Source organism: Marinobacter mangrovi, assembly GCF_016798325.1.
GTDB lineage: Bacteria > Pseudomonadota > Gammaproteobacteria > Pseudomonadales > Oleiphilaceae > Marinobacter_A > Marinobacter_A mangrovi.
In genome coordinates this window covers 217,506-240,291 of sequence record NZ_JAERVO010000001.1, presented here as the reverse complement: position 1 = coordinate 240,291, position 22,786 = coordinate 217,506, and the positions used below count along the sequence as shown (strand labels likewise).

At 62.0% G+C, this 22,786-nt stretch carries 21 protein-coding genes; 7 read left to right on the top strand and 14 right to left on the bottom strand.

The window, feature by feature from the left end:
* Positions 1-3 precede the first annotated feature (3 nt).
* The 6 genes from fliE to JL474_RS01030 all read right to left on the bottom strand — a co-directional run bounded on the left by fliE (position 4) and on the right by JL474_RS01030 (position 7,107).
* The gene (gene fliE, locus JL474_RS01055; protein WP_131477906.1) at positions 4-381 is read right to left on the bottom strand and encodes a flagellar hook-basal body complex protein FliE; all 378 of its coding nucleotides are present in this window, start codon (positions 379-381) and stop codon (positions 4-6) included.
* Positions 382-661: 280 nt separating this feature from the next.
* The gene (locus tag JL474_RS01050; RefSeq protein ID WP_203140623.1) at positions 662-2,092 is read right to left on the bottom strand and encodes a sigma-54-dependent transcriptional regulator; all 1,431 of its coding nucleotides are present in this window, start codon (positions 2,090-2,092) and stop codon (positions 662-664) included.
* A 51-nt stretch (positions 2,093-2,143) separates the two neighbouring features.
* Positions 2,144-3,379: a sensor histidine kinase gene (locus JL474_RS01045; RefSeq protein WP_203140622.1), complete on the bottom strand. Its 1,236-nt coding sequence runs from the start codon at positions 3,377-3,379 to the stop codon at positions 2,144-2,146.
* A gap of 252 nt (positions 3,380-3,631) precedes the next feature.
* A complete protein-coding gene (locus JL474_RS01040; RefSeq protein WP_203140621.1) occupies positions 3,632-5,077 on the bottom strand; it encodes a sigma-54 dependent transcriptional regulator in 1,446 nt (481 codons plus the stop codon).
* A gap of 208 nt (positions 5,078-5,285) precedes the next feature.
* Positions 5,286-5,600, bottom strand: a complete 315-nt coding sequence (locus tag JL474_RS01035) for an SOS cell division inhibitor (protein WP_203140620.1) — start codon at positions 5,598-5,600, stop codon at positions 5,286-5,288.
* Positions 5,601-5,745: 145 nt separating this feature from the next.
* Positions 5,746-7,107, bottom strand: coding sequence for a DUF1329 domain-containing protein (locus tag JL474_RS01030; RefSeq protein ID WP_203140619.1), 1,362 nt, complete (start codon positions 7,105-7,107; stop codon positions 5,746-5,748).
* Positions 7,108-7,366: 259 nt separating this feature from the next.
* On the opposite strand from JL474_RS01030, the gene JL474_RS01025 reads away from it, so the two are divergent.
* Both JL474_RS01025 and JL474_RS01020 read left to right on the top strand, forming a co-directional pair.
* Positions 7,367-7,843, top strand: a complete 477-nt coding sequence (locus JL474_RS01025) for a DUF6586 family protein (protein WP_203140618.1) — start codon at positions 7,367-7,369, stop codon at positions 7,841-7,843.
* A gap of 87 nt (positions 7,844-7,930) precedes the next feature.
* Positions 7,931-8,197: a hypothetical protein gene (locus JL474_RS01020; protein WP_123633187.1), complete on the top strand. Its 267-nt coding sequence runs from the start codon at positions 7,931-7,933 to the stop codon at positions 8,195-8,197.
* 279 nt (positions 8,198-8,476) lie between these two features.
* Here the strand turns inward: JL474_RS01020 and JL474_RS01015 are convergent, their stop codons facing one another.
* The 4 genes from JL474_RS01015 to JL474_RS01000 form a co-directional block, all read right to left on the bottom strand.
* Positions 8,477-9,004 carry a cell division inhibitor SulA gene (locus JL474_RS01015; protein ID WP_123633185.1) on the bottom strand — a complete coding sequence of 176 codons (528 nt, stop codon included), beginning with the start codon at positions 9,002-9,004 and terminating at the stop codon, positions 8,477-8,479.
* A gap of 32 nt (positions 9,005-9,036) precedes the next feature.
* Positions 9,037-9,645 carry a transcriptional repressor LexA gene (gene lexA, locus JL474_RS01010; RefSeq protein WP_123633183.1) on the bottom strand — a complete coding sequence of 203 codons (609 nt, stop codon included), beginning with the start codon at positions 9,643-9,645 and terminating at the stop codon, positions 9,037-9,039.
* A gap of 100 nt (positions 9,646-9,745) precedes the next feature.
* The gene (locus JL474_RS01005) at positions 9,746-10,018 is read right to left on the bottom strand and encodes an acylphosphatase (RefSeq protein ID WP_123633181.1); all 273 of its coding nucleotides are present in this window, start codon (positions 10,016-10,018) and stop codon (positions 9,746-9,748) included.
* 182 nt (positions 10,019-10,200) lie between these two features.
* Positions 10,201-10,689 (bottom strand): DUF6231 family protein, encoded by a 489-nt coding sequence (locus JL474_RS01000; protein ID WP_123633180.1) that lies wholly within the window; start codon positions 10,687-10,689, stop codon positions 10,201-10,203.
* Positions 10,690-10,963: 274 nt separating this feature from the next.
* Here JL474_RS01000 and JL474_RS00995 point away from each other — a divergent pair, with 274 nt between their 5' ends.
* Positions 10,964-11,962, top strand: a complete 999-nt coding sequence (locus tag JL474_RS00995) for an amidoligase family protein (RefSeq protein WP_203140617.1) — start codon at positions 10,964-10,966, stop codon at positions 11,960-11,962.
* Positions 11,938-12,654, top strand: a complete 717-nt coding sequence (locus JL474_RS00990) for a gamma-glutamyl-gamma-aminobutyrate hydrolase family protein (RefSeq protein ID WP_123633176.1) — start codon at positions 11,938-11,940, stop codon at positions 12,652-12,654. Before JL474_RS00995 ends, JL474_RS00990 begins: the two co-directional genes overlap by 25 nt.
* A gap of 1 nt (position 12,655) precedes the next feature.
* On the opposite strand, the gene JL474_RS00985 is transcribed toward JL474_RS00990, so the two are convergent.
* Positions 12,656-12,859, bottom strand: a complete 204-nt coding sequence (locus JL474_RS00985) for a hypothetical protein (protein WP_123633174.1) — start codon at positions 12,857-12,859, stop codon at positions 12,656-12,658.
* Between the two features lie 167 nt (positions 12,860-13,026).
* On the opposite strand from JL474_RS00985, the gene JL474_RS00980 reads away from it, so the two are divergent.
* Positions 13,027-13,728 (top strand): SIMPL domain-containing protein, encoded by a 702-nt coding sequence (locus JL474_RS00980; RefSeq protein ID WP_203140616.1) that lies wholly within the window; start codon positions 13,027-13,029, stop codon positions 13,726-13,728.
* 20 nt (positions 13,729-13,748) lie between these two features.
* Here the strand turns inward: JL474_RS00980 and JL474_RS00975 are convergent, their stop codons facing one another.
* From JL474_RS00975 to trhA, 3 genes are all read right to left on the bottom strand, one after another.
* Positions 13,749-17,417, bottom strand: coding sequence for a translocation/assembly module TamB domain-containing protein (locus JL474_RS00975; protein WP_203140615.1), 3,669 nt, complete (start codon positions 17,415-17,417; stop codon positions 13,749-13,751).
* Complete coding sequence (locus JL474_RS00970; RefSeq protein ID WP_203140614.1) at positions 17,414-19,159, bottom strand: autotransporter assembly complex protein TamA; 1,746 nt, start codon at positions 19,157-19,159, stop codon at positions 17,414-17,416. The genes JL474_RS00975 and JL474_RS00970 overlap by 4 nt, the downstream gene beginning before the upstream one ends.
* 105 nt (positions 19,160-19,264) lie before the next feature.
* On the bottom strand, positions 19,265-19,942 hold the full coding sequence (trhA, locus tag JL474_RS00965; protein ID WP_203140613.1) for a PAQR family membrane homeostasis protein TrhA: 678 nt from the start codon (positions 19,940-19,942) through the stop codon (positions 19,265-19,267).
* Positions 19,943-20,203: 261 nt separating this feature from the next.
* Here trhA and JL474_RS00960 point away from each other — a divergent pair, with 261 nt between their 5' ends.
* On the top strand, positions 20,204-21,511 hold the full coding sequence (locus JL474_RS00960) for an acyl-CoA dehydrogenase family protein (RefSeq protein ID WP_203140612.1): 1,308 nt from the start codon (positions 20,204-20,206) through the stop codon (positions 21,509-21,511).
* Positions 21,512-21,533: 22 nt separating this feature from the next.
* On the top strand, positions 21,534-22,742 hold the full coding sequence (locus JL474_RS00955; RefSeq protein WP_203141267.1) for an acyl-CoA dehydrogenase family protein: 1,209 nt from the start codon (positions 21,534-21,536) through the stop codon (positions 22,740-22,742).
* Positions 22,743-22,786 lie beyond the last annotated feature (44 nt).

Sequence of the window (22,786 nt, the reverse complement as noted above, 5' to 3'; positions counted from 1 at the left end):
CTATCAGACCGGCATGTTCATGATGTCTTCATAGGCCTGCACCACACGGTTGCGGACCTGAGTCAGGGCTTCGAAAGAGACCGAGGCTTTCTGCGAGGCAATCATAACCCGGGCAATATCCACATTGGGATCGCCTTGCTCGTAGGCCGTGGCCAGTTGCGTGGAGTTGGACTGCAGCTCGTTCACGCCATCGACGGCCTGCTTGAGCATGTCACCAAACCCCGGGGCTTCCTGGGTTTCGCTGGGACCATTGGGCTTGCGGACGCTGTCGAGGGAACCCTTGAGCTGGTTCTCCTGCTCGACCCGCTGATTCTGCATCATCTGCGAGCGCAGAGAACGAATCTCGGAAAGGACGTTGTTGATGTCGGCCCGTTGAACCATGGTGCTCTCTCCTCGCCGGTTGCGCCTGACAGCAAACCGGCTCGCGTTGATCAGTCATTGCTGGAGGATTTAAAGCAAAGCTCGGGCCAAACCATAAATAACGTTAATTTTCATAAAGATAAGTAGAGTTTTCGATATTGTTACCGGAACCTTGCCAAATAATTGACTGGCGCCAGGCAGCAGCGCCGAAGGACCGACGGGCCGGTAACAAAAAAGTGGCACCCGAAGGTGCCAGACGAAGGAGTTAACGCAGGAGTCAATCAGGGGTTCACAATGCGGATCAGGCGGTGGCCAGCTCCGCGTCGAGGTCGATACCGAAATCACGCATTTGGGCCAGTTTGTAGCGCAGCGTGCGTGGACTGATGCCCAACTGCTCGGCGGCGCGATTCCGGCGGCCGCGCTCACGCTTGAGGGCATCGATGATGATGCGGAATTCACGTTGTTTGAGGTCCTGCCCCAATGAACCGGACTCGGCCTCTTCTTCGGTCATTTCCGTCTGGAGCGACTCACTGACCGGCAGCGTCGGTTCTTCAACCACCGGTTGCGGCGGGGTTGGCACGGTGCGGGGACTCAGTCCGGTAATGCCCATGTCCAGACACAGATCGTCGGCGACGATGTCCTGACCCTGGAGCAGCACCAACGCCCGCTGGATGGCATTGTCCAGCTCACGAACGTTGCCCGGCCAGCTGTGATGGCGCAGGGCCTGCTCGGCATCGCGGCTGAAGCTGATGCCGGTCAGTTTCATCTTGCGACTGTGGGACTTCAGCAGGTGGCGCGCCAGGGGCATAATGTCCCGCGGGCGCTCGCGCAGCGGCTGCCACTGCATCGGGAAGACGCTCAGGCGGTAGTAGAGGTCTTCCCGGAATTTGCCTTCGCGGACATAATCCGCCAGGTCACGGTTGGTGGTGGCCAGCACGCGCACATCCAGCCGGATCGGCTTGCGACCGCCGACGCGCTCCACCTCTCTTTCCTGCAGGACCCTCAGCAGCTTGGCCTGCAAGCCCATGTCCATTTCGGATATCTCGTCCAGCAGCAACGTGCCGCCGTTGGCCTGCTCGAATTTGCCCGGCGATGAGGCGTGGGCGCCTGTAAAGGCCCCTTTCTCGTGACCAAACAGGATCGCTTCCAGCATGTTTTCGGGAATCGCCGCGCAGTTGATCGCCACGAACGGCTGATCCGCCCGCGAGGAATACTGATGGATATAGCGAGCCAGCACTTCCTTACCCGTCCCGCTCTCGCCGGAGATCATCACCGTCGAATCACTGGCGGCTACCTTGCGGGCCAGTTGGAACATACGCTGGCTGACCGGATCTTCCGCTACCGGCTCGTCCTTGCGGCGGGAGCCATCGCCGCCCACAACGCGACCAACCGCCTCTACCAGCACCTGCGGCTCGAACGGCTTGACCAGGTAATCGATGGCGCCGGCCTGCATCGCGGCCACCGCGTCGCTGATCTGGCCGTAGGCGGTAATCAGCATCATCGGCAGCCCCGGATGCAGTCGCTGGACGTCCGACAGCAGGTCATGACCGGACTTACCGGGCATGTTGACGTCGCTCACCACAATATCGACGGGGCCGTCCGCCAGCCGCTGCAGCGCCTGCTCGGCGGAGTCGGCTTCACGTACCTTGAATTTCGCCAGCTCCAGGGTCGTCACCAACGCCTCGCGCAGGTCACGATCATCCTCGACGATCAGAACGGTTGATTTGGCCATGATTGCCTCCGCCTTGTCCTTACTCTTGTACTCAGTTTCTTGAGTTCAGTGTTAAACCGCGTCCTGGGCCAGAGGCAGGCGTAGAATCGCTTGCGCACCTGAGCCCTCGGACGTCAGATCAAATTCGCCCTTGTGCGCTTTCACCACGGCCTGGACCACGGCCAGACCCAGCCCGGTGCCCTGGGATTTGGTGGTGTAAAACGCTTCGAGCAGTTGCTCACGCTCTTCCGGCGCAAAGCCCGGCCCGTTGTCAGCCACAATGATTTCCGCCTGGCCTTCGTTCACGCTGACCCGCACCGTCACATGATTGGCGCCAGCTTCGAGGCTGTTGTTCACCAGGTTCAGACAGGCGCCGATCAGGGCGTCGCGATTGCAGTGGATCGACGCGGTGGACGGTGTCAGCGCCCACTCCAGCGTCGTTTCCGGACGCAGCGCCAGAGCATCGGCCGCGCTCTGCAGGGCCTCGCCCAGGGACGCCAGCGACAGCTGTTCTGCCAGGCGTGTCTCGCCACGGGCAAAGATGAGCATGTCGCGGACCTGTTGTTCCAGGTGAGTCAGTCGGGACATCAGTCGATCGGCACAACGCTGACGCAGCTCCGGCTCCAGGTCCGGCTGGGACAGATGCCCGCCATACAGAATGGCGGCGGACAGCGGTGTACGGATCTGGTGGGCCAGCGACGCCACCATCCGGCCCATGGCCGACAGGCGCTGGGCGTGGGACAGCTGGGCCTGGAGGCGACGGGTTTCTGTCAGGTCGTTCAGCAGGATCAACTGGCCCGGCTCGTTTTCCATGGAGCGGATTTCAATGCTGACCCGCCGGCCATCCCGCAAAGAGACTTCATGACCGTCGTCCCGACGCGGTGCGAAACAGCGCCGGATCACCTCCAGCCAGGCCTCCCCTTCCAGCGGCTCGCCGAGCAGCGACACCGCCGCCGGGTTGCACTGGCTGACGACGCCCTTGCTGTCGAGAACCACCACGCCCGCCGGCATGACGGAGAGCAGTGTGGACAGTCGGTCGGCCAGGCGCTCCTTCTCTTCCAGCTCCTGCTGGCGCTGTCGGGTCTCAGCGGTCAGTTCACCAGACAGCTGGTTCACCCGGGACTCCAACGTGCGGTAGGAATCGGTAATCTGCCGGGACATGCGGTTGAACAGGTCCAGGGCGGAATCCACCGCAGCATCGTCGGTGGCTTCCGGAAACAGCGCCGTCACCTTCTGATTGGCGTCGGCGGCGGCGTTGGACCCACCGGCCGTCGCGGATGACTTGGCGGAAAACTGCAGCTGGCTCATGCCTGACCTCCCGGCTGCGGGCTCACGACGAAAGGTCGCGACGCCCGCAATATAATTAGCGTTGCAGGTCGTCAAGCGATTGCTGTGCCAGTTTTTATTTTTTCTTACTTTTCAGTAAGTTTCCGGAAAACAGAAAGCGGAGATGCCAGATATTTGTCGGAATATGAAGGCGTTAGACAAGGCGGGAACGGGATTTTGACAGTGGAAGGAATCAGGCATTCGGGCCGGCCACGAACAGCCGGCCCGGGACATTCAGGCGTTTTCGGAAGTCTCTTCGCGCAGGCCGTATTTGCGGACTTTTTCCACCAGCGTGGTCCGGCGAATGCGCAGTTTTTCCGCCGCACGAGCCACGACGCCGCCGGCTTCATCCAACGCCTGTTGGATCAGCTGCTTCTCGAGATTGCCCAGGTAATCTTTCAGGTCGATGCCGTTGACGGGCAGTAGCGCCGGCGCATCCAGCCCCACCAGGCCCGGCACGGCGCCCGGCATGCCCTGATCTTCCATCGGCCGATTCTCATCGAAATCGTCCACATAGCGGAACTTCTTGGGCAGCTCCTGGACACCGATCACGCCGTAGGGGTGCATGATGGCGAGGCGCTCCACCAAGTTGGCCAGTTCGCGCACATTGCCCGGCCAGTCATGGCGGCACAGGCTCATGATGGCAGCGGAATTCAGTCGCAGTGAGCCGCGCTTTTCCTTCTCCATACGGGCGATCAGCTCGTTCACCAGCAGCGGAATGTCCTCGACACGCTCGCGCAAGGCCGGCATCTCGATGGGAAAGACATTGAGGCGGTAGTAGAGGTCTTCCCGGAAGTCGCCGCCCTCGATCATGTCTTCGAGGTTCTTGTGGGTGGCGGCGATGACCCGAACGTCGGCGCTCTGGGTGCGGTTACTGCCCACCCGTTCAAAGGTTTTCTCCTGCAGGACCCGCAGGATCTTGACCTGCATGTTGAGCGGCATATCGCCGATCTCGTCGAGGAACAGGGTGCCGCCTTCGGCCATCTCGAAACGCCCAATGCGGGCGGTAATCGCGCCGGTGAAAGCGCCTTTCTCATGACCGAACAATTCGCTTTCCAGCAGCTCGCCGGGAATGGCGCCGCAGTTGACGGGTACGAAGGGCTTGTCGCGGCGCGGCGAATGGTAGTGCAGGTTGCGCGCCACCACTTCCTTGCCGGTTCCGGATTCGCCGGTGATCAGCACGCTGACTTCTTTATCGGCGACCTGGCTCATCAGCTGGCGCACATGCTGGACACTTCGACTCGTGCCCACCAGGCTGCGGAACAGCTGAACGCTGCGCTGCTGGCCCCGCTCTTTGGATCGGGCGTACTGATCACGGAAGACCTGCCCGCGATAGAGGGAGTCAACAAATTTGGTGTAGTTGAGGGGCCATTCCATGCGGGCGATCACCCGTTTCGCGATGTCCTCACTGACATCGGTCAGGTCGGGATCCCCCACCACCAGAACCGGCAGTCCGGGATCACGCTCGTCCAGCTGCTTGAGCAGGTCGACCAGCCCCGGCTCGGCGCTGTCCACCATCACCGACGTCGCGTCGGCCAGATCGGTCGTCTCAATACTCGCCAAAGCCTCCGGGGCGACCACCTGAGAGACCTCTCCGATAAAATCCAGGATCGTTGTCAGATCACGACGGACTGCGTCATTACTAATCAGGACCAGAATTTTATTGTGTTCGCTGGACATGCAGGATTTGTCTCCGGGTTATCAGGAAGGCACCGACCAGCCAGCTGTCAGATCGCCCCGGGGACGGGTCTGCGAAAGATGTGCTGCATTGGATGCCGGAGCCCCTCGGCAATGCTCTGGAAAGGCCACAGTTTGCCTGAATTCTGACGCGTAGTTAAGACTCCGGAAAGGTTTGAGTCAATTTTATGACGCAAATTTTTACCAAAAATCACGGCCGGCGCCCGCGGGCACGGACATTGGCATAGGTCTTCAGCGCATTACGGTTCTGGTTCATTCCACGCAGTTCCCTCGCCGCCGTATCACGAGATTCGGTCGCCTGCCGGGCAGCGTCGTCCATCAACTCCTGGAGGGTTTCCAGCCGCTGACCCAGCTCACCGCGATCATTCGCCTCATCCGCAACGGCTGCTGAAACCGTCGGCTGAACAGACTGGCTGATCTGCCCCAGCGTCTCCCAGTCTTCCTGCGAGAGCGCTTCGCGAAAGGCGTTGATCAGGCGATCCAGCGATTCCAGTGCGTTCGGCATTCGGTCTTCCCCTTCCCGGCGTTCAGTGGATGATTCACGCAGTATAACCGCGATATCGCCTGCCGCCGACCGGTACGCCACCAGGCTTGCGTCCCAACAAAAAACCCGATCCACAGGGATCGGGTTTTATCGGCGTCGATATTCATCAGCGGCGGGCTGAGCGGCGTACCGCAGAGGCGGTGAACTCGTTGCCACGGAAGCCCGGATGGAAATCATACGGGCCCTGGCCATCATCAAGCCCATCCACATAATAGCGGTCGGACTTGAGATCGTAGGTCAGTTCCAGCGTGGTCCAGAACACCGGTACCGTGTAGTAGCTGATGTTGTGAGCCTCTGAAACCCGCCAGAGGTTGCCGTCCTCGTCGTACTCTTCAGACACCAGGATCTGCCAACTGTCTTCGTCGATGTAGAACACACGACGATGATAAATGTGCTCGATGCCGGTCCGCAGGGTGGCTTCCACAACCCAGACCCGGTGCAGTTCGTAACGGGTCAGTTCCTGATTGATGTGGCGCGCCTGGACGATCTTGTCGGCCGTTGCGGACGGCTGATGCAGGCGATAGGCGTTGTAGGGCACGTAGATTTCACGCTTGCCCTTGAGCACCCAGTCGTACTGGTTGGGCGCACCGTTATACATATCCTTCTGATCCACCGAACGCAGCGACGAGCTGTTGGGCAGATCCGTGGTATAGGCCAGGTTCGGGGACCGACGCAGGCGACGCTCTCCGGATTCATAACGCCACGCCAGACGCGGCGAACGCACCTGGTCCAGCGTCTCGTGAACCAGATTCAGTGTCCCGGCCAGACTGGAGGGCGCCATAATCCGGGTCTTCAGATAGAAGATCTTGTTGTCGATATCCGCGAGGGTAGCGCCCGGCTCGCTGTAGGCGAAGAAGTAGTCGTACTCGGTCAGCACCGGCGTGAACGATCCATCCACCGTCGGTGTGGCGAAGGCGGAACGGTAGGACACTTCTTCCCCCCGGTAGCGCAGGATGTGATTCCAGATCGCTTCCAGGCCGCTCTTGGGTATCGGGAACGGGCTGGTGGCAATGGTATCGCGCACGCCATTACCGTTATCCAGCAGGGTTGCAGAAACGGCGTTATCACGCAGGCGATCATAGATTCGCTCAGGGTAAGCCGCCGTGCGCCGGGTCCGGTAGATCGGCATCACATAATCGGAGCCGTACTGCTCCAGCAGTTTTCGATGGCCGGCGGTCAGCTTGTCCTTGTAGAGATCGGCATTGCGGGCCGTAATGACGAACAGCGGCTTGTCATCGGTAAACGGATCCGTCTCGATCTTACCCTTCTGGTAACTCGCGGGCGGCGTTGACAGCCCGCCGTCCCAGGCCGGGATCGTGCCTGACGGATTTCCAGCGCGCTCGGCGCCAACCGGTGTCAGGTCCTGATCCAGGCGGGCGGCCTCAGCGTCGGATACCTTGGCCTGGGCGATACTGCCCATCCCGGCCAATGACAACACTGCCATCAGTGCAAGCGTCTGCTTCCCCATAGTCCGTTCTCCAACCAGCATGGACGCATTCCGCCACGGACGACCTTTCGTCGAACGTGTTGCGAACACGTCGTTATATTTTTCGAATGCGCGCGCTTTTTGCCTGATTGGCGAGCGGATGACAAGCATTGAATTGTAGGAAGTTGTTAATTGGTAGCTTGCGAGGCGCCAATCATCGACACACAACGACAGCGAAACACAGGCAACAATCTGGTAGAATCACAACCAGTAGCGATCAATGAAGTCACGGGGTTCCGACATGGCGTCACAATGGCCGTCATTTACCAGACAGAAGCTGTTTCTGGCCAGTACCCTGTTCCGGCTTGCCGAGCAGCAGGAACACGCCGTTGAGCGGGAAGCCAGCATTCAGGGCGGTATTGCCCTGTTGGCCGAATCACGCCAGGCCCTGCTGCGAGTCATTGCCGACATCTACCAGGCGCGCCAGCAGGCACCACAAAGCCTGGACGCCCTCGCAGACAGCATTGGCGGTGATCGTGCCGAGGTGGAAGAGCTGAGACGCCTGTCGATGGAGCCCGGCTCCTGGTGGCAGCAAACCGAACAGTTGCTCAGTGAGCAACAGAGACCGACGGAGCGCAAGGCGCCAACCGAGCAGGAAAACATGATTGCGATTTCGTCCCAGAACGGACCGGATCGCGCGCTGCCGGCATTGCAGGAAACCGCCGCCGGCATGAAAACGTATCTGGAAATGGTCGTGGAGCGTCATGACGAGTGGTGACCAATCACTCTCCCCCATGCCATGACGCGGCGACAACGAACACACTGATTTGAAAAGGCCAATGGCCTTCAGGATAAGGCAGTCTATATGTCCACATCGATTCTGGAAATTGTCGAACTTCCCGATGGTGACTTTGCCCTGCGCCGGGCGGACGACGAAACCACACCGCTGGTGCGTATTTCTTTCTCCCAGGAAGCACGGGACATGATGGAAGATCGCGACCTGTCTGTCGCCAAAGCGATGATGACCGCCGGTATCGAGGCGGTGGGCAATATTGCAGATGCCATCGATTGGGATGATGAAGACGCCGAGGCCGAGGTCGCCAAACCGGTTACCCCCAGAACACTTCACTGACAGGGTCGGACCTTCCAGACCCTGCTTCTCATCGTGGCGAGTTCAGCGCGGCTGCTCGCCGCAAACCACCACCCCCGCTCCAATTAACCTGAAAAACGACCCATCCAGAGCATCGGCGACCCGACCACGACGACCGACTAACCTGAACAACAGCGCCTACCATGCTCGACCTGAATGTGCGCGATTCGATTTGCCCACAAGTCGCCATCAGGCCGGGATCATCCGAGCGAACCATGATATCCGAATGCCCCTGCGCTCAACGGCCACGCCCGCGAAAGCTTACCTCTGGCGCAGTACGACGCCATGACTGTTGCCCTGCGCTGAAGCCGACTGCAGGCGCTCGAACGCCGGCGCGCCCATAACACCACCGGTCCACATCACGACCGCATGGCACGTTCCGGCCCGCAGAGCACGCTCGGCCAGTGACGACGCATCGTGCTGATCGCTGGAACGCAGCACCAGGATTTCCCCGGCAACGATACCGTGCATCTGCTGCCATTTCTGCATCAGTGCCTGGGGCGGATCAATCCACGCCAGCCAACGGCGCTCCTGGTTGAGCTGGGTCAGCATGGGCAGGAGCAACTGCATGTTTTCCACCTGCGCTTCCGGCAGGATAATCTCCGTCACATTACCTTGGGGCACCTGAGGCGCCGATGCTCCGCGGGACGACGCGCTCCTCGCGAAATCAACGGATCCGGTCGGGCGGCCCGTCTCTTGGCGACGACTCTGTCGTTCCAGGGCCGGCTCCACAACAGGCGCCGGCATCGGATGACGGGAAAGTGACGGGTTAAAACTGAGCTGCTCCATGGGACACCTCCGAATGCTCGCGTGCCGGGTGGTCAGTGCATATCCGAACGACGGATCACACCCACCCCCAGGCCTTCGATAAACAGTTCCTGCTCTGTGAGATCAACCTCGATGGGGTCGAATTCCTCATTCTCGGCAATCAGGTAGACACGGGAGCCGTCGCGCTTGTAGCGCTTGACCGTGACTTCCTCGCCAACCCGGGCCACGACCACCTGACCGTTATGCACGTCCTGGGTTCGGTGAACGGCCAGCAAATCGCCGTCGAGGATACCGATGTCCTTCATACTCATGCCGCGAACGCGCAGCAGGTAATCAGCGGATGGGGAGAAAAAGGTTGGCTGCAGGGCACAATAGTCGTCAATGTGCTCCTGCGCGAGAATGGGACTGCCGGCAGCGACCTGGCCGACAATCGGCAGGCCCGGATCCTCTTCCGCTTCCGGCAACCGGATGCCACGACTGGCGCCCGGCACCATTTCGATCGCACCCTTGCGGGCCAGCGCCCGCAGGTGTTCTTCCGCGGCGTTTGCGGACTTGAAGCCCAACTCCTGGGCGATTTCCGCACGCGTGGGGGGATAACCCGTCTCGTCGATCGACCGACGGATCACATCCAGTACCTGGGTTTGTCTTGGTGTCAGCTTCATGCCGTTGACCTGTCTTTATATACAGTATCAACGACTATATACAGTATTTCATCCAGTGTAAAGACGGTATACAGAAATCGGATCCAAGCCCTGAATACAACTATTTGATGCGGAAACCCTGATGGCTCCGGAAGCCGACCGCCTCAACATCCACGTGATCCACCCGAGCCCGCTCAGGGCCCTTGTGAAGCCACTCCACCAGACGATCCAGGGCATCGCCGTCACCGCAGGCAACGACCTCGACACGCCCGTCCGGCAGATTCTTGGCATACCCGGAGAGGCCTTTCGCCTGTGCCTGTTCCTGCGTACTGGCACGAAAAAAGACGCCCTGAACCTGTCCGGAGATCCGGACCCTGATGCATTGCTCGTCCATAGCCACCTCCTGATAACGGCGTGACGCCGCGGGCAAAATGCTGACCCACTGCATCGCCGGCGCCACATTCTTCCCATCGTCCTTACTCTAACGCGGTGCCGGCGCACTGAAAATGCCGCCAAAGAGGACCGAACGCCCACTTCATACAGGATCAGGTCGGCGCGCTCCCGCTTGATGACGGGCTACCAGCGGTATTTGCCCCAATTCTCGGGGTTGGCCCAGAAACGGGGATTGTTCCAGTCCCGGGGTCGGTTGTAGGTGGCGATGTCGTAGGTAAACAGTTCGATGCCGTCGTCCAGAGTCGCATAGCGGGTGAAGGCCAGGCTGATCATATCGTTGAACGACCAGTCATCGTCCGGATGCACGCTGACCGCAACCCGGCGGGCACCCGCGTTGCGCAGCCAACCCAGCAGCTGCCGGGCGTCTTCATGGGAAAGCGTCCCCAGCACGTCGGTCACCAGCGCCAGGTCGACCACTTCAGTCTGACGGGACAGGCCCGTAACAGACTCGCCGCTCAGATCCAGCAATTGCGAGCCGGCATGATCGGCCCAGATCCGACCGATACGGGCTGCCGTATCCCCTGCAACGATCAGGCTCTCGGGTCGGTATTGGCCGATTAGCTGTTTCAGGGTCTGCTCGAGCATGTCGATGTTTACTCCAGTGGTCATCATAGGGTGCGGGGTCATCCCGTCCCGATCGCGCACTACCGGCTCCCGACGCAGGGTAACCCCCTCGCCAGAGCCTCCTTCAGTCTAACAGCCAGCCACTAGCGGCGTCGCACGCTCGGACCGGCAATGACGGTCTGTTAAGCGGCACTCGCCTGAGAGGCTGTGATAGAGTGACCCACAGCGAGTAGTGGCCTGCCTGGCAGGCCTGTAGACGATCGATCGGAGGGTGCGGCAAACGCTGCGACACCCTCGTCCGGCTTTCAGACAAGGAGTGAACATGAGCTCGGATCAGGTAATCCGGATGCCCAGCATCCGCAACAACCGGGACGGCGATGAACGCCGTGTCGGTGTCGAAGTGGAGATATCCGGCCTGTCCTATGACGGTCTTGTCAATCTCTGCGCGGGTTTGCTGGAGGCAGAGCCCCGCCTGGAGTCCCGGTACGTGAGCCGGCTCGACTCGCCGCTCGGCGATTTCACCATCGAGCTGGATTCCGATCCGATCAAGGACCTGGACCTGCAGGACGATCGCCTGCCCGAATCCATCCGGGAGCTGGGCAGCCATGCCATGGAGGTGATCGACGCCGCCGCCGAGCGCATCGTGCCCCTGGAGATCGTCAGCCCGCCGCTGGCCCTCTCCGACCTGAAAACCATGGAGACACTTTGCAACAAGCTGCGTGAAGCCGGCGCCGAAGGCAGCCGGGAAGCCCTGATCTACGCCTTCGGCCTGCAGCTCAACCCGGAGTTGCCCGATCTGGAACCGGCGACGATCCTGGCCTACCTGCGGGCCTTTGCCGCGCTCTACGACTGGCTCAAGTCCCGTCACCAGCTGGATATCAGCCGCAAGTTCACCACCTACATCGAGCCCTGGGACACCGACTACGTCGACCTGATCATGCAGCCGGACTACACCCCGGATCAGGCGACGCTGATGAAGGACTACCTGCACTACAACCCGACACGCAACCGCGCCCTGGATCTGTTGCCGCTGTTCTCTCACCTCGACGATGCCCTCCTGCGTCAATACGTCGACGATGAAAGGGTCAAAGCCCGTCCCACCCTGCACTACCGGCTGCCGGACTGCGATATCGACAACCCGCAGTGGCACTTTTCCACCGTCTGGAACGACTGGGTCCTGGTGGAAAACCTCGCGGCCGATGCCGAACGGCTCCAGTCACTGATGGCGCTCTACCGTGAGAGCCGCAAGATCAGCTTCAAGAACCTCACCACCAGCTGGAAGGACCGCTGCGACGAATGGCTTACGCAGAACCCGGGCTGACCATCGGGATCAGTGGACCGTCACGACAACGGCTGACACACCGTCTGATGCGCCTGGGGCTGGCGCTTTACGGCGCCCGTAGCGTCTTTATTCGCCCGGGCGCCCGGGTGGACGTCAGCCTGCTCGACGGCCTGATCCTTTCCGGGGGGACACACGTCCATCCGGAACGATACGGCCGCAAGCCGGAAGTGACCGCCCGCTTTGACCGAATGCGCGATACAACCGACTGGCACCTGCTGGAAGAATGCCAGCGCCTGCACTTGCCGGTGCTGGGTATCTGCCGAGGCGCCCAGTTGATCAACGTGTTCCGGGGCGGCTCCCTGTGCCAGAACGTCACGCCGCTTCGCGTGAACACGCGACACCGACCCTTGCTGCTGCCCCTGCAGACCGTCCGCCTGGTGCGTGACAGCCTCCTCGGCCAGATCATGCGCGCCACCACCATCGGCGCCAACCGCATCCACAGCCAGGCGATCAAGCGGCTGGGACAGGGGTTGCGGGTGGTAGCGATCGACAACGACTATTTCGTACAGGCGGTTGAGAGCGAGGAAGGGCAATGGCTTCTGGGGGTGCAGTGGCATCCGGAATACCTGCTCTATCATCCGATGCACCGGCGTATATTCGAATGTTTTGTCGAGCAGGCCAGGGAATACAAGTTACAGCGACTGGGGCGGAGTGAGGGGCCGGTCCTTTAGCTCACAGAGCCAACAGGTATTTACTGAGGACGGACTTGAGCCGACGTAACGTGTCGACATCATGCTCTTCCGCGGCCAGGTTGGCCTCGGCGTAGCGGCGCAGATCGTCGCGGGTGCGGATCGCCGACGGATCGCGGCCGGTGAGCTCCAGCAGGACCTGTTGCTCTCTGCGCGTGAGGCGCACCTGCTGTTCATGAACCAGCATGAAGGAACCTCTGTTACTGACTTTGGTCCATTCTCACTCGTGCCGGAAGGCGGAATCAAGGCTTCCGGTTTGACGGCCACGGCAGAAAACGACAACGCCGGATGTCCCAGTACATCCGCTTCTTCGGGGGCCTGAAGCCCCCGATCCGACAACACAAGGAACCATCTATGGTGTTCAATCAACTCGGTATCCACAAGGTCATCCCTCGCCCGCTGTTGCTGGCCCTGGCATTCACTCCGGGTCTGGCCCTGGCCGGCGAAGTCAACGTGACCGGCGAAGGTAAGGTGTCCTATACCCCTGATAGCGTCCGCCTGCAGTTTACCGCGCGGGCGGAAAATGCCGACGCCCAGGCGGCGACCCGGGCCGTCAAGACCACCATCGCCCAGTGGGAGGACAACGTCAGCGCCTACCGCAACCAGTTGGACGATTACGACAGCGCGGCCCTGAATCTCTATACACAACGCCTGCCGCCACAAAAGGACGGCGACAAACCGCAGACCCAGAGCGTGGCCGCCCAGTCCGTCAGCTTTACCCTGTCGGCCCTGGACAGCCTCAACCCGGTACTGCAGGCCGCCCAGGACGCGGGCATGGAATACCATGTCGGCGAGGGCAACTTCTTCCACTCCAACGAGAAATCGCTGGAACGGGAGGCCCTCGGCAAGGCGATCGATGATGCCAGGGACCAGTGCCAGTTCATCGCCAAGCGCCTGAACCAGAGCTGTGGTGAGGTCAAATCGCTGTCCACCAGCTACGGCGGTCGCCCGGTTCCCATGATGATGGCGGAAGCCCGCGGCAAGAGCGGCCCGGTGACCGCCGTTGGCGACCGGGAAGTCACGGTGACGGTCAACGCCACCTTTGAATTGGACTGAAGCCTGCCCACCCGCTGGCGCTAGAAATCGCGGGTGTAGAACAGGTCCAGGGAGGCCGCCAGCCCGCTGGCGGCCTCCAGATAGAAATAGCGCCCCAGATCGTAACGCAGCGCCACGGTGGTAATCGGCTCGAACACCCCGACGCCATAACGCACGGACAGGTCATCGGTGATATAACCACTGGCCACCACGCTGGCTTCCTCGCCAGAACCCTCGGCTTCCAGCGTCAGATCCCGGATGCCGAACTCCTCGCCCAATCCCCGGGTCAGCTCGTTGGTCTGCGCCAGCCCCAGGCTGAGGGCGGCCTGCCCCACCTGGCTCTGGTCGCCACTGGAGCGGAGCGGACGCCCGAGAATAACGTAGGACAGCGCCTCGGCCTGCGGCATGGACGGCTCCGAGAACACCTCGGCTTCCGGTTCGTCCGCCGGCCCACTCAGTCGCACCCCGGCCACCACGTTGTCGACGGTTCGCACCGCCTCCACGTCGATATAGGGTTCACTGATCGGTCCGACAAACACCAACCGGGCGCGGCGAATCTCCAGTTCCTGTCCATAAGCCTTATAGGTCCCGTCAACCAGCTGCAACGTGCCCCGGGTATCGAGGTTGTTGCCGATGTGCAGCTCCCCTTTGAGGTTGCCCGTCACCCCGAATCCCTTGAAGGTGACCTTGTCCTCACCCACAACGACGGTCACGTCCATCGCGATTTCCTTAACCGCGGACGACTGTTTCTCCTGGCCAACGATCACTTCGTCATCGGAGACAGAGACCGCGGAGGGCGGCAGTTCGCGCACCTCGATGTCGCCCCGGGGAACACCAACCCGACCGCTGACCGAGACTTTCTGGTCCTTGAAGCTGAACTGGATGTCCGGTGACAGTTCCAGCCGGGCATAAGGCTCATACACCAGCGGCAGGCGATCACCCTTCAGGTTCAGGGCAACGGACGGCTTGCCGCCACGCCAATCGATGTCCCCATCGAGGCTGCCCTTGCTGCGTTCGTTGCTGCGCCAGCTGCCATCGACTTCAGCTCGCTGCCCCTTGAAGGCCATATCAAGCGACACGTCCCGGAACGGGATGGGGATCGAGGGATCCAGCACCTTGCCGTTCTGCAGGCTCAGGTTGCCGTTCACCTGGGGGTTGAGCAGCGGACCCGACAGATCCCCCTCCCCGCCAATCTGACCCGCGATGGATTGCAACCCCACGAAGGGCTCAACAATGGCCAGCTGTAAGCCCGACAGGGCGTAATGCCCCTCGATCTCCCGGTTGCGGCTGTTGGGGTCGACGCTCAGGTCCAGGGTGAAGCGTCCCAGTTGGTCGCCGCTGAAGTCGAGGTTCAGGTCGGCTTTGCGTGGCTTCAGCTTTGCGTTCAGTTTCAGGGTGTTGTATCCAATGGACCGCCATTCATCCTGCTGCTGGATGCCAAATTCGCCGGGGCCCGCATCCAGGCTGATTGAGCCATCGGGTCCTTTGTCCGTCATCGTCAGGTCAATCTCGCCATTCATTTTGGCCCGCCAGCGGAAATCGTCCGGCCACAGCGCGGCGAGGCTCTCCATCGGGAAATTCTGCAGCTGGTAGTGGATGCTCTGATCCGGCAGCAGCACCTGATCGTCCGCACACAGGCTGCTGGACTGCCAGCGCCAGCAATGGGCCGCCAGCGTCAGCCGTCCCTTGTCGGTGTACTCGATCGCCGCAGGCTGCTCCAGACGCCAGGTCTGGTCGGACGTTTTGACACTTGCCTCGGCCAGCGCGCCGGACCACAGCTGGTCCAGGCGGCCCTCGAACACCGTCCTGACGGTGGCCTCGGGATGGGTGAGGTCCAGTGTCAGGCGATGTTTCTCTTCCGTCCCCTTCAGCTGCACATCCAGGTCACCAATCGCCTGTTCGCCCATGTGCAGTTTGTCGACGGACAGGCTGGCGTCCACCTGCTTGCCGCCCTGCACCGAACCGTTGAGATCCAGGGTAGCCAGCTCCAGATCCTGCCAGGCCAGCTGATGGCCTTTGAGCGTCACTTTGCCCGACGGCGCCTGCGGCGAGCCGGACACTTGCGCTTCACCTTCGACACGCCCGGCCAGCCCCGGCCAGAGCTGGTCCAGTTTGGGCAGGGCCAGCTGCACATCCGCCTGGATCTGATCGGCCCACTGACCGCTCCCGGATACCGTGTTCTCGCCCACCACCAACTTCAGCGGATCCATCCTCCAACGGCCATCGCGACCGTCCAGGTGCCCCCGGGTCGACAATTTATTCTGGCGCCAGGTCCCATCCAGCTGCCAGTCCGCCTTGGCCTGGAGACCGGATGCCGGGATTGAGCCGGTAGAGGTCACCGATCCACTCAACTGGCCATTGAGCTCAGCGACCCAGAAGCCCGGATTGAACTGGTCCAGATTGAGGTCCGCGTCCCAGCTCACGATATCGCCGTACTGAACCTGCGCCTTCCCGGCCAGCCCGCCGGCGCCGGTATCCAGGCGCAGGTTTGAAAGGGTCACCTGCTGCAGGTCACCCTCCGCATTCGTCGCCAGCGTCATGTCGCCGGCGGGCCCCTCTGCCGACGCCTGCAGTTCCACGTTGTACCGGTCGTCCGCGTAGTTGAACGAGGCCTCTGCAGACTGCAGCTTCACCGGCGGCTCTTCGACTCCCGGCAGCAGCGTGTACCAGGGGAACCGATTGATGGCGAGTTTGCCGCTGGCGCTGAGCGCATCCAGCCATTGCACTTCGCCGGTCAGGCGGGCCTGCCGCTGCGAGGCCTCCGGCAGGGCCAGCTGCAGCTCTATATCCCGTGCCCGATCGGTCAGCGCGTTGCCGGTCAGCGTTAGCGACACCGGACCCTCCGTGCCCGGCAAGGTGGCGGAGGAGGTCACGTCAAACCCGTCGTCCAGATTGCCATCCAGCGCCAGCGTCCACTGGTCCAGTTCCAGGGTGGCCGGCAAGCCCGACCAGGGCATGAAACGATTGCTGTTGAGCTTCAGCGACGCCGGCAGCCCGGGCTCGAACGGCTGCACGCGGCCGGACAGCTGGGCTGCCAGGTAGCCTTCGCTGCTGCCGGTCAGCCGCAAGTCGCGAGCGCTGCCGGCCAGCTTGAGAGCCAGCTTCCACGCCTTGTCCGGCTCCGGCGAAGGCAGAGCCAGTGCCACGTCCAGATCCAGCGGCCAGTCGCCGCGGGTTTCCAGGCGGCCCTTGGCATTCACCTCGACCGCGTCGGTCACCAGCCCGAAATCCTTGATGGTCCAGGCGGCTCCGGACGCGTCCACGGCCAGCGTAAACGACTGCCAGATGGTGCTGTCGTCCACGGCCAGCGGCCCCAGCCGGACATCACCGACCGACAGTCCGACCGGCAGATTGATCGACGGCAGTGTGAAGGGTTCATCGCTGGATTCCTCGCTGGGAGCCAGATGCACATCGATCCGCTCGGCCAACAGCCGGTCAATACACAGCACGCCGGTGAACAGGCAGCTCGGCGACCAGTCCAGATACACCTGATCCAGATCCAGGTTGACGCCATAACCCTGCCAGTGGACATGGCTGGCCTGCCAACGCCCGAGTATGGCGCCCTGCCCGCCGGAGACGTCCAGGCCGGGTACCTGCTCCAGCAGCCACGCCGTGCCGGTCTCCGAGCGCAATACCAGGAACACGGTAAACAGTGCCAGAAGAACCAGGGCCAGCACGCTGCCGGCTGTCCACAACAGAACCCGCTTCATAGCTCTGGCCCCATCGAGAAGTGCAGACGCCAGCTGCCCCCCAGATCGTCGTCGAGACCCTTGGCCAGATCCAGGCGAATCGGCCCGACCGGGCTGACCCAGCGGATACCGGCACCGACACCGGTCGCCAGTGGATCGTTCAGACTATCGATGGCATTGCCCCGGTCGACAAAAGTCGCCAGGCGCCATTGATCGGACAGCGGATACTGGTATTCGAGGCTGCCCACAATCAAATACCGGCCGCCCACGGTGTCGCCGTCGGAGTCCTTGGGAGACAGGGTCTGGTAGCCGTAACCTCGCACGCTCTGGTCACCACCGGCGAAGAAACGCAGCGAGGGCGGCACGTCGTCAAAATCATTGGTGGCCACCGCCCCGAGCTGCAAACGACCGAGAAATCGATGACCGTTTCCGACCGTCACCAGCCCCTTGGCCACCGCCAGCACATGGGCAATATCCGCATCGGAAAGAAGCTGTCGGTGGGCCCCGGTGACATCCAGTTGCAGACGATACCCCCGTGATGGATCCATCGGCGAATCCGCCACCAGCTTGGAAAAACTGATGCCCGGCAGCAGCAGTTGACTGCTGTTGGGCTCCTGCTGGCCAATGGTGTAGTTCTCACGCTCCAAACGAAGCGAAAGCACCCGCATCCACTCATTATCGAGCTGGTGGCGCCACTGCTCACCAAAGGTGAAGCGCTCGGACTTCACATCCTCGATGTTCTCGTTCTGATACCCGGTGGTGAAACGGATGGCATCGGTCATGGGGGGATCGAGCGGCAATTCGTAGTAGGCACTGACACTCTGGCGCGGCGCCGACAGTTCGGCCTCCGCTCCACGGCGGTGGCCCATGGCGTTAATCCAGTGCTCCGTCCAGGTGCCCCGGAAGCGCGGCCCCACATCGGTGGAAAAGCCGATACCCGCGGCCACCGAGCGAGGATCCCGGGTGTTCAGCCGCACATGGATCGGAACCCGTCGGTCGGTTGCCTCTTCGTGACGAGCATCCACAATCACCCCGGCAAAATAGCCACTGTTGGAAAGATTGTTGTCGAGTTCGGCGATCTTGTCCGCATCGTAGGGATCCCCGGGCTTGATCTCGACAAAGCCGTCAAGCAGCTGCTCCTCGAAAGTCCCGTCGCCTTCAAAGGTGACGTCACCAAAGAGATAACGCGGTCCGCTCTCAAAGACAATCAGGATATCCGCCGTGCGGGCCTCCGGATCCACCTTGAGCTTGCGCTCGGTGAATTTCCCATCGAAGTAACCCAGCTTGCGGGCCCGGTTGCGGATACGCTGGCGAACCGCCTCATAGGCCCCGTGGTTGAGCACCTTGCCCGGCGCAATCGCGGACAGATCGCCCTTACCGAAATCCGGATCAGACGCTGCATCGCCCTCCACCCGCACCTCGCGGTCGCGGATCTTTACCGGTTCACCCGGTTGGACGGTGAGCTGGAGGTGCGGCGCTTCTCCGGAGTCGTCCACCTGCCACTGGACGCTGGGATCGTAATAGCCCAGGGCCCGTAATGCTTCACGCACCTGGGACTCGGCATGACTGACATAGCGGCGGAGATCTTCGGCGGAACGCCCGTCGACGTTACCGATGTAATTGCTGGCGTTTTCCTGGAGGGCAGGAAAATCACCTTCGACGCGAACCTCGACCTGGCCCGCACCCAGCGCAGAGGCGGCCCAGAACAGACCTGACAGCAGAAAACCGGTGCATGCACCCAGGCGTAATGCGCTGATCGTCAAAAACGTCTCCGTCCCTAAGTGACCTTTCGAACAGCCGTATGCTACCGAAGATCGGCGTTCCCTGCCTGACTTTCCGGATTACAGAATGGGACGATCAGAAATGCCTCAAATCTTGTCGTAAAGGACGCCGTAATAGATGGCGAAAAAGTGACAGGCCCCGCCACCGACCACGAACAGGTGCCAGATGGCGTGATTGTAGGGAATCTGCTTGATCAGGTAGAACACCACGCCCAGCGTGTAGGTAATGCCGCCGGCCACCACCAGCCATAGCCCCAGGCTGTTCACGCTTGCCGCCAGCTCGGTGGAGGCAAAGACGATCAGCCACCCCATCAGCAGATAGATCACGATCTGCAACGCCTTGAAACGGTGGCCAAACACCAGCTTCAGGGTAATCCCCGCCGCCGCCAGACCCCAGACGATGCCGAACAGCAGCCAGCCGGCCCCATCGCGCATATTCACCAGCAGGAACGGTGTGTAGGTCCCCGCAATCAAGAGGAAAATGGCACAGTGATCCAGCATCTTGAAGATGCGGCGCAGATGGGGCTGACGGGCGCTGTGGTACAGCGTCGAGGCCAGGAACAGCAGGGTCATGCTGGCGCCATAAATGCTGAAGCTGACAATTTTCCAGGGGTCCGCTTCCAGGCTGGCCAGTACGATCAGCACCACCATGCCGGCGATACTGCACAGGGCCGCCAGGCCATGGCTGATCCAGTTCAGCCATTCCTCGACGACCGGGTAGTCCTGCACGCTGCCATCAACGTTGACCGTGGGTTGGGTACTCAAGGATGCCTCCGGAATCTCTTCTCGACGCTCAGAATTTCAGCTTACAACTGTAAGCTGAAAATAAATGATTTCAAAGGGGGATAACCGAATCGTCACAATGTGACAGGCCTATCGCCCGGCTCGATGTCGTCAATACCGGCACAGTCCGGGTCGCGTTGACCGGATTGCCCTGCCCCGAAGCCCCGTTCGCCAATGGCGGAGGGCCAGCCGCACCACATGATCAGGTTCAGCTTCCTGAACCAACAACAACGGAGATCCAGCATGACGCGCGATCCAATTGGTTTCGCCCTGTCCGCCATGAATCGCCTGGCCGGCCTCCCCCTGCTTGATCGCCTGGGCGTGCGCAAGCCGGTCGAGCGACTGGCCTACCAGGGAACTCGTGTCGGCTTTCAGACGTTGACCGTCGCCAACCGTGAATTCAAGCGGGCCCGGGATCTGTTCCCCCGCAAGCGGCTGCCCGCCCGCCGACCGGGCGACCTGTTCGACCTGAACCTGGACGACGACCAGCAGATGATCGTCGACAGCCTGCGGCGCTTTGCCTCCGATGTGCTGAGACCGAATGCGGCCGAGTGCGATGAGAATGCCGCCCTGCCGCATGACATCGAGCACCAGGCGCAGGCGTTGGGCCTGAGCCTCTATGCCGTTCCCGCCGAGTTTGGCGGGGTTGCCGAGAATCTGTCGCCAGTGACCAGCGTCCTCATCGCCGAACAGCTCGCCTGGGGCGACCTGGGACTCGCTCAGGCCCTGCTGGCGCCGTTCAGCGTGGCCCAGGCCGTCACCCGCTGGGGTACGGCCGAGCAGCAGTCCACCTACCTGCCAGCGTTCTGCGAAGACCAGCCGCCGGTCGCCACCATCGCCATCGACGAGCCGGTGCCCCTGTTCGATCCCATGTCACTTTCGACCCGCGCGACACGCCATGGTGACGACTTCACGCTGAACGGTCTGAAAAGCGGCGTTGTCCGCGCTGGCGACAGCGATCTGTATCTGGTGGCAGCCGAACTGGACGGCGAAGGCCCAAGGTTGTTCCTGATTGAGCGCGGGACCGACGGCCTGGCCTTCGAAGCCGAACCCGCCATGGGTCTGCGAGCTGCCGGGACGGGGCGCATCCGCCTGGATAACGTGAGGCTGCCGGCCTCCGCCCTGCTGGGCGACGAGGACTTCAACTACAGCACCTTCATCGATCGCGGCGTGCTGCTGCGCTGCGGCCTCGCCGTGGGCTGTGCGCAGGCGGTACAGGACTATGTCATCCCCTATGCCAACGAGCGCGAAGCATTCGGTGAGCCCATCAGCCACCGGCAGTCGGTCGCCTTCATGATCAGCGACATGGCCATCGAGATCGAAAGCATGCGCCTGCTCACCTGGCGCGCCGCCAGCCGGGCGGAGACCGGTCGCACCTATCATCGGGAAGCCTGCCTGGCGCGGCTGCTCTGCAGCGAGAAAGCCATGGAAGTCGGCACCAACGGCGTGCAGTTGCTGGGCGGTCACGGCTTCGTCAAGGAACACCCGGTGGAACGCTGGTATCGGGACCTGCGCTCGACCGCCACCCTGTTTGGCGGTACCCACGCCTGATGCCGTTAAGGAGACTTCGATGATGAACCTGGAAATACCACGTAAGTTCACCCCGCTCATCAATCAGGCCCAGCAGGTGGCCCGGGAAGTGTTTCGCCCCATCTCCCGCAAGTACGACCGCGCCGAGCACGACTATCCCCGCGAGCTGGATATGTTTGCTTCCATCATGGATGGCATGAATGAGGGCTCCGGCGATGGTGGTGCCGGCGCCGGCAGCCTGGCCCGCGCCGGCGATGAAAACGGGTCGGGCAACCGCAACGGCACCAATATGAAAACCGTCCTGGGGCTGACCGAGCTGTGCTGGGGCGATGTCGGGCTGGCCCTGTCCATTCCCCGCCAGGGCCTGGGTAACTCCGCCATCGCCGCGGTCGCCAACGAGGAACAGCTGGCCCGCCTGGGGAACACCTGGGCCGCCATGGCGATCACCGAACCCGGCGCCGGATCGGACAGCGCCTCGATCCGCACCACCGCCACCCAGGACGGTGACGACTACATCATCAACGGCGAGAAAATCTACGTGACTGCCGGCGAAAGAGCCGATGCCGTGGTGGTCTGGGCCTCGCTGGACCGCAGCCAGGGCCGCGCCGCCATCAAATCGTTCGTGGTGGAGAAAGGCACCCCGGGCATGAGCGTGGAACGGCTGGAAAAGAAGCTGGGCATTCGCGCCTCCGACACCGCCGCCATTCGCTTCGACAACTGCCGGGTACCGGCGGCCAACCTGCTGGGCGATCCCGAGATCAGCGTCGACAAGGGCTTTGCCGGCGCCATGCAGACCTTCGACAACACCCGCCCGGTGGTCGCCGGCATGGCCATCGGTATCGCCCGCGCGGCACTCGACCAGACCTACGCCTTGCTGGAAAAGTACGACCAGCCGCTGACCTACCGCGCCCAAACCTGGACCCAGACCGCGGCCGAACGGGAACTGCAACGGCTTGAGGCCGAGTGGGACGCCGCCCGCCTGCTCACCCTCAAGGCCGCCTGGATGGCGGACAACGGTCTGCCCAACTCCCGCGAGGCGTCCATGGCCAAGGCCAAGGCGGGGCGCGTCGGTAACCAGGTGACCCTGCGCTGCGTGGAGCTCTGCGGCAGCCTTGGCTACAGTGAAGTGGAGTTGCTGGAAAAGTGGGCGCGGGATTCCAAGATCCTGGATATCTTTGAAGGCACGCAGCAGATTCAGCTGCTGATCATCGCCCGCCGCCTGCTCGGCAAAAGCTCGGCGGAACTCAAGTAGCCGGATGCCGGCGGTCACCACCGCCGGTTTCTCGCTGGCTATGT

Bases quoted from the DNA above. Each gene is read 5' to 3' on its own strand.
- lexA (WP_123633183.1), bottom strand. From the start codon at position 9,645: ATGAAGCTGACACCAAGACAAACCCAGGTACTGGATGTGATCCGTCGG.
- JL474_RS01015 (WP_123633185.1), bottom strand. From the start codon at position 9,004: ATGGAGCAGCTCAGTTTTAACCCGTCACTTTCCCGTCATCCGATGCCG.
- JL474_RS01005 (WP_123633181.1), bottom strand. From the start codon at position 10,018: ATGGACGAGCAATGCATCAGGGTCCGGATCTCCGGACAGGTTCAGGGC.
- JL474_RS00990 (WP_123633176.1), top strand. From the start codon at position 11,938: ATGGCTTACGCAGAACCCGGGCTGACCATCGGGATCAGTGGACCGTCA.
- JL474_RS01045 (WP_203140622.1), bottom strand. From the start codon at position 3,379: ATGAGCCAGCTGCAGTTTTCCGCCAAGTCATCCGCGACGGCCGGTGGG.
- JL474_RS01025 (WP_203140618.1), top strand. From the start codon at position 7,367: ATGGCGTCACAATGGCCGTCATTTACCAGACAGAAGCTGTTTCTGGCC.
- JL474_RS00995 (WP_203140617.1), top strand. From the start codon at position 10,964: ATGAGCTCGGATCAGGTAATCCGGATGCCCAGCATCCGCAACAACCGG.
- JL474_RS01030 (WP_203140619.1), bottom strand. From the start codon at position 7,107: ATGGGGAAGCAGACGCTTGCACTGATGGCAGTGTTGTCATTGGCCGGG.
- JL474_RS00975 (WP_203140615.1), bottom strand. From the start codon at position 17,417: ATGAAGCGGGTTCTGTTGTGGACAGCCGGCAGCGTGCTGGCCCTGGTT.
- JL474_RS00980 (WP_203140616.1), top strand. From the start codon at position 13,027: ATGGTGTTCAATCAACTCGGTATCCACAAGGTCATCCCTCGCCCGCTG.
- JL474_RS01035 (WP_203140620.1), bottom strand. From the start codon at position 5,600: ATGCCGAACGCACTGGAATCGCTGGATCGCCTGATCAACGCCTTTCGC.
- JL474_RS00955 (WP_203141267.1), top strand. From the start codon at position 21,534: ATGAACCTGGAAATACCACGTAAGTTCACCCCGCTCATCAATCAGGCC.
- JL474_RS01020 (WP_123633187.1), top strand. From the start codon at position 7,931: ATGTCCACATCGATTCTGGAAATTGTCGAACTTCCCGATGGTGACTTT.
- JL474_RS00985 (WP_123633174.1), bottom strand. From the start codon at position 12,859: ATGCTGGTTCATGAACAGCAGGTGCGCCTCACGCGCAGAGAGCAACAG.
- JL474_RS01040 (WP_203140621.1), bottom strand. From the start codon at position 5,077: ATGTCCAGCGAACACAATAAAATTCTGGTCCTGATTAGTAATGACGCA.
- JL474_RS00960 (WP_203140612.1), top strand. From the start codon at position 20,204: ATGACGCGCGATCCAATTGGTTTCGCCCTGTCCGCCATGAATCGCCTG.
- JL474_RS01050 (WP_203140623.1), bottom strand. From the start codon at position 2,092: ATGGCCAAATCAACCGTTCTGATCGTCGAGGATGATCGTGACCTGCGC.
- fliE (WP_131477906.1), bottom strand. From the start codon at position 381: ATGGTTCAACGGGCCGACATCAACAACGTCCTTTCCGAGATTCGTTCT.
- JL474_RS01000 (WP_123633180.1), bottom strand. From the start codon at position 10,689: ATGATGACCACTGGAGTAAACATCGACATGCTCGAGCAGACCCTGAAA.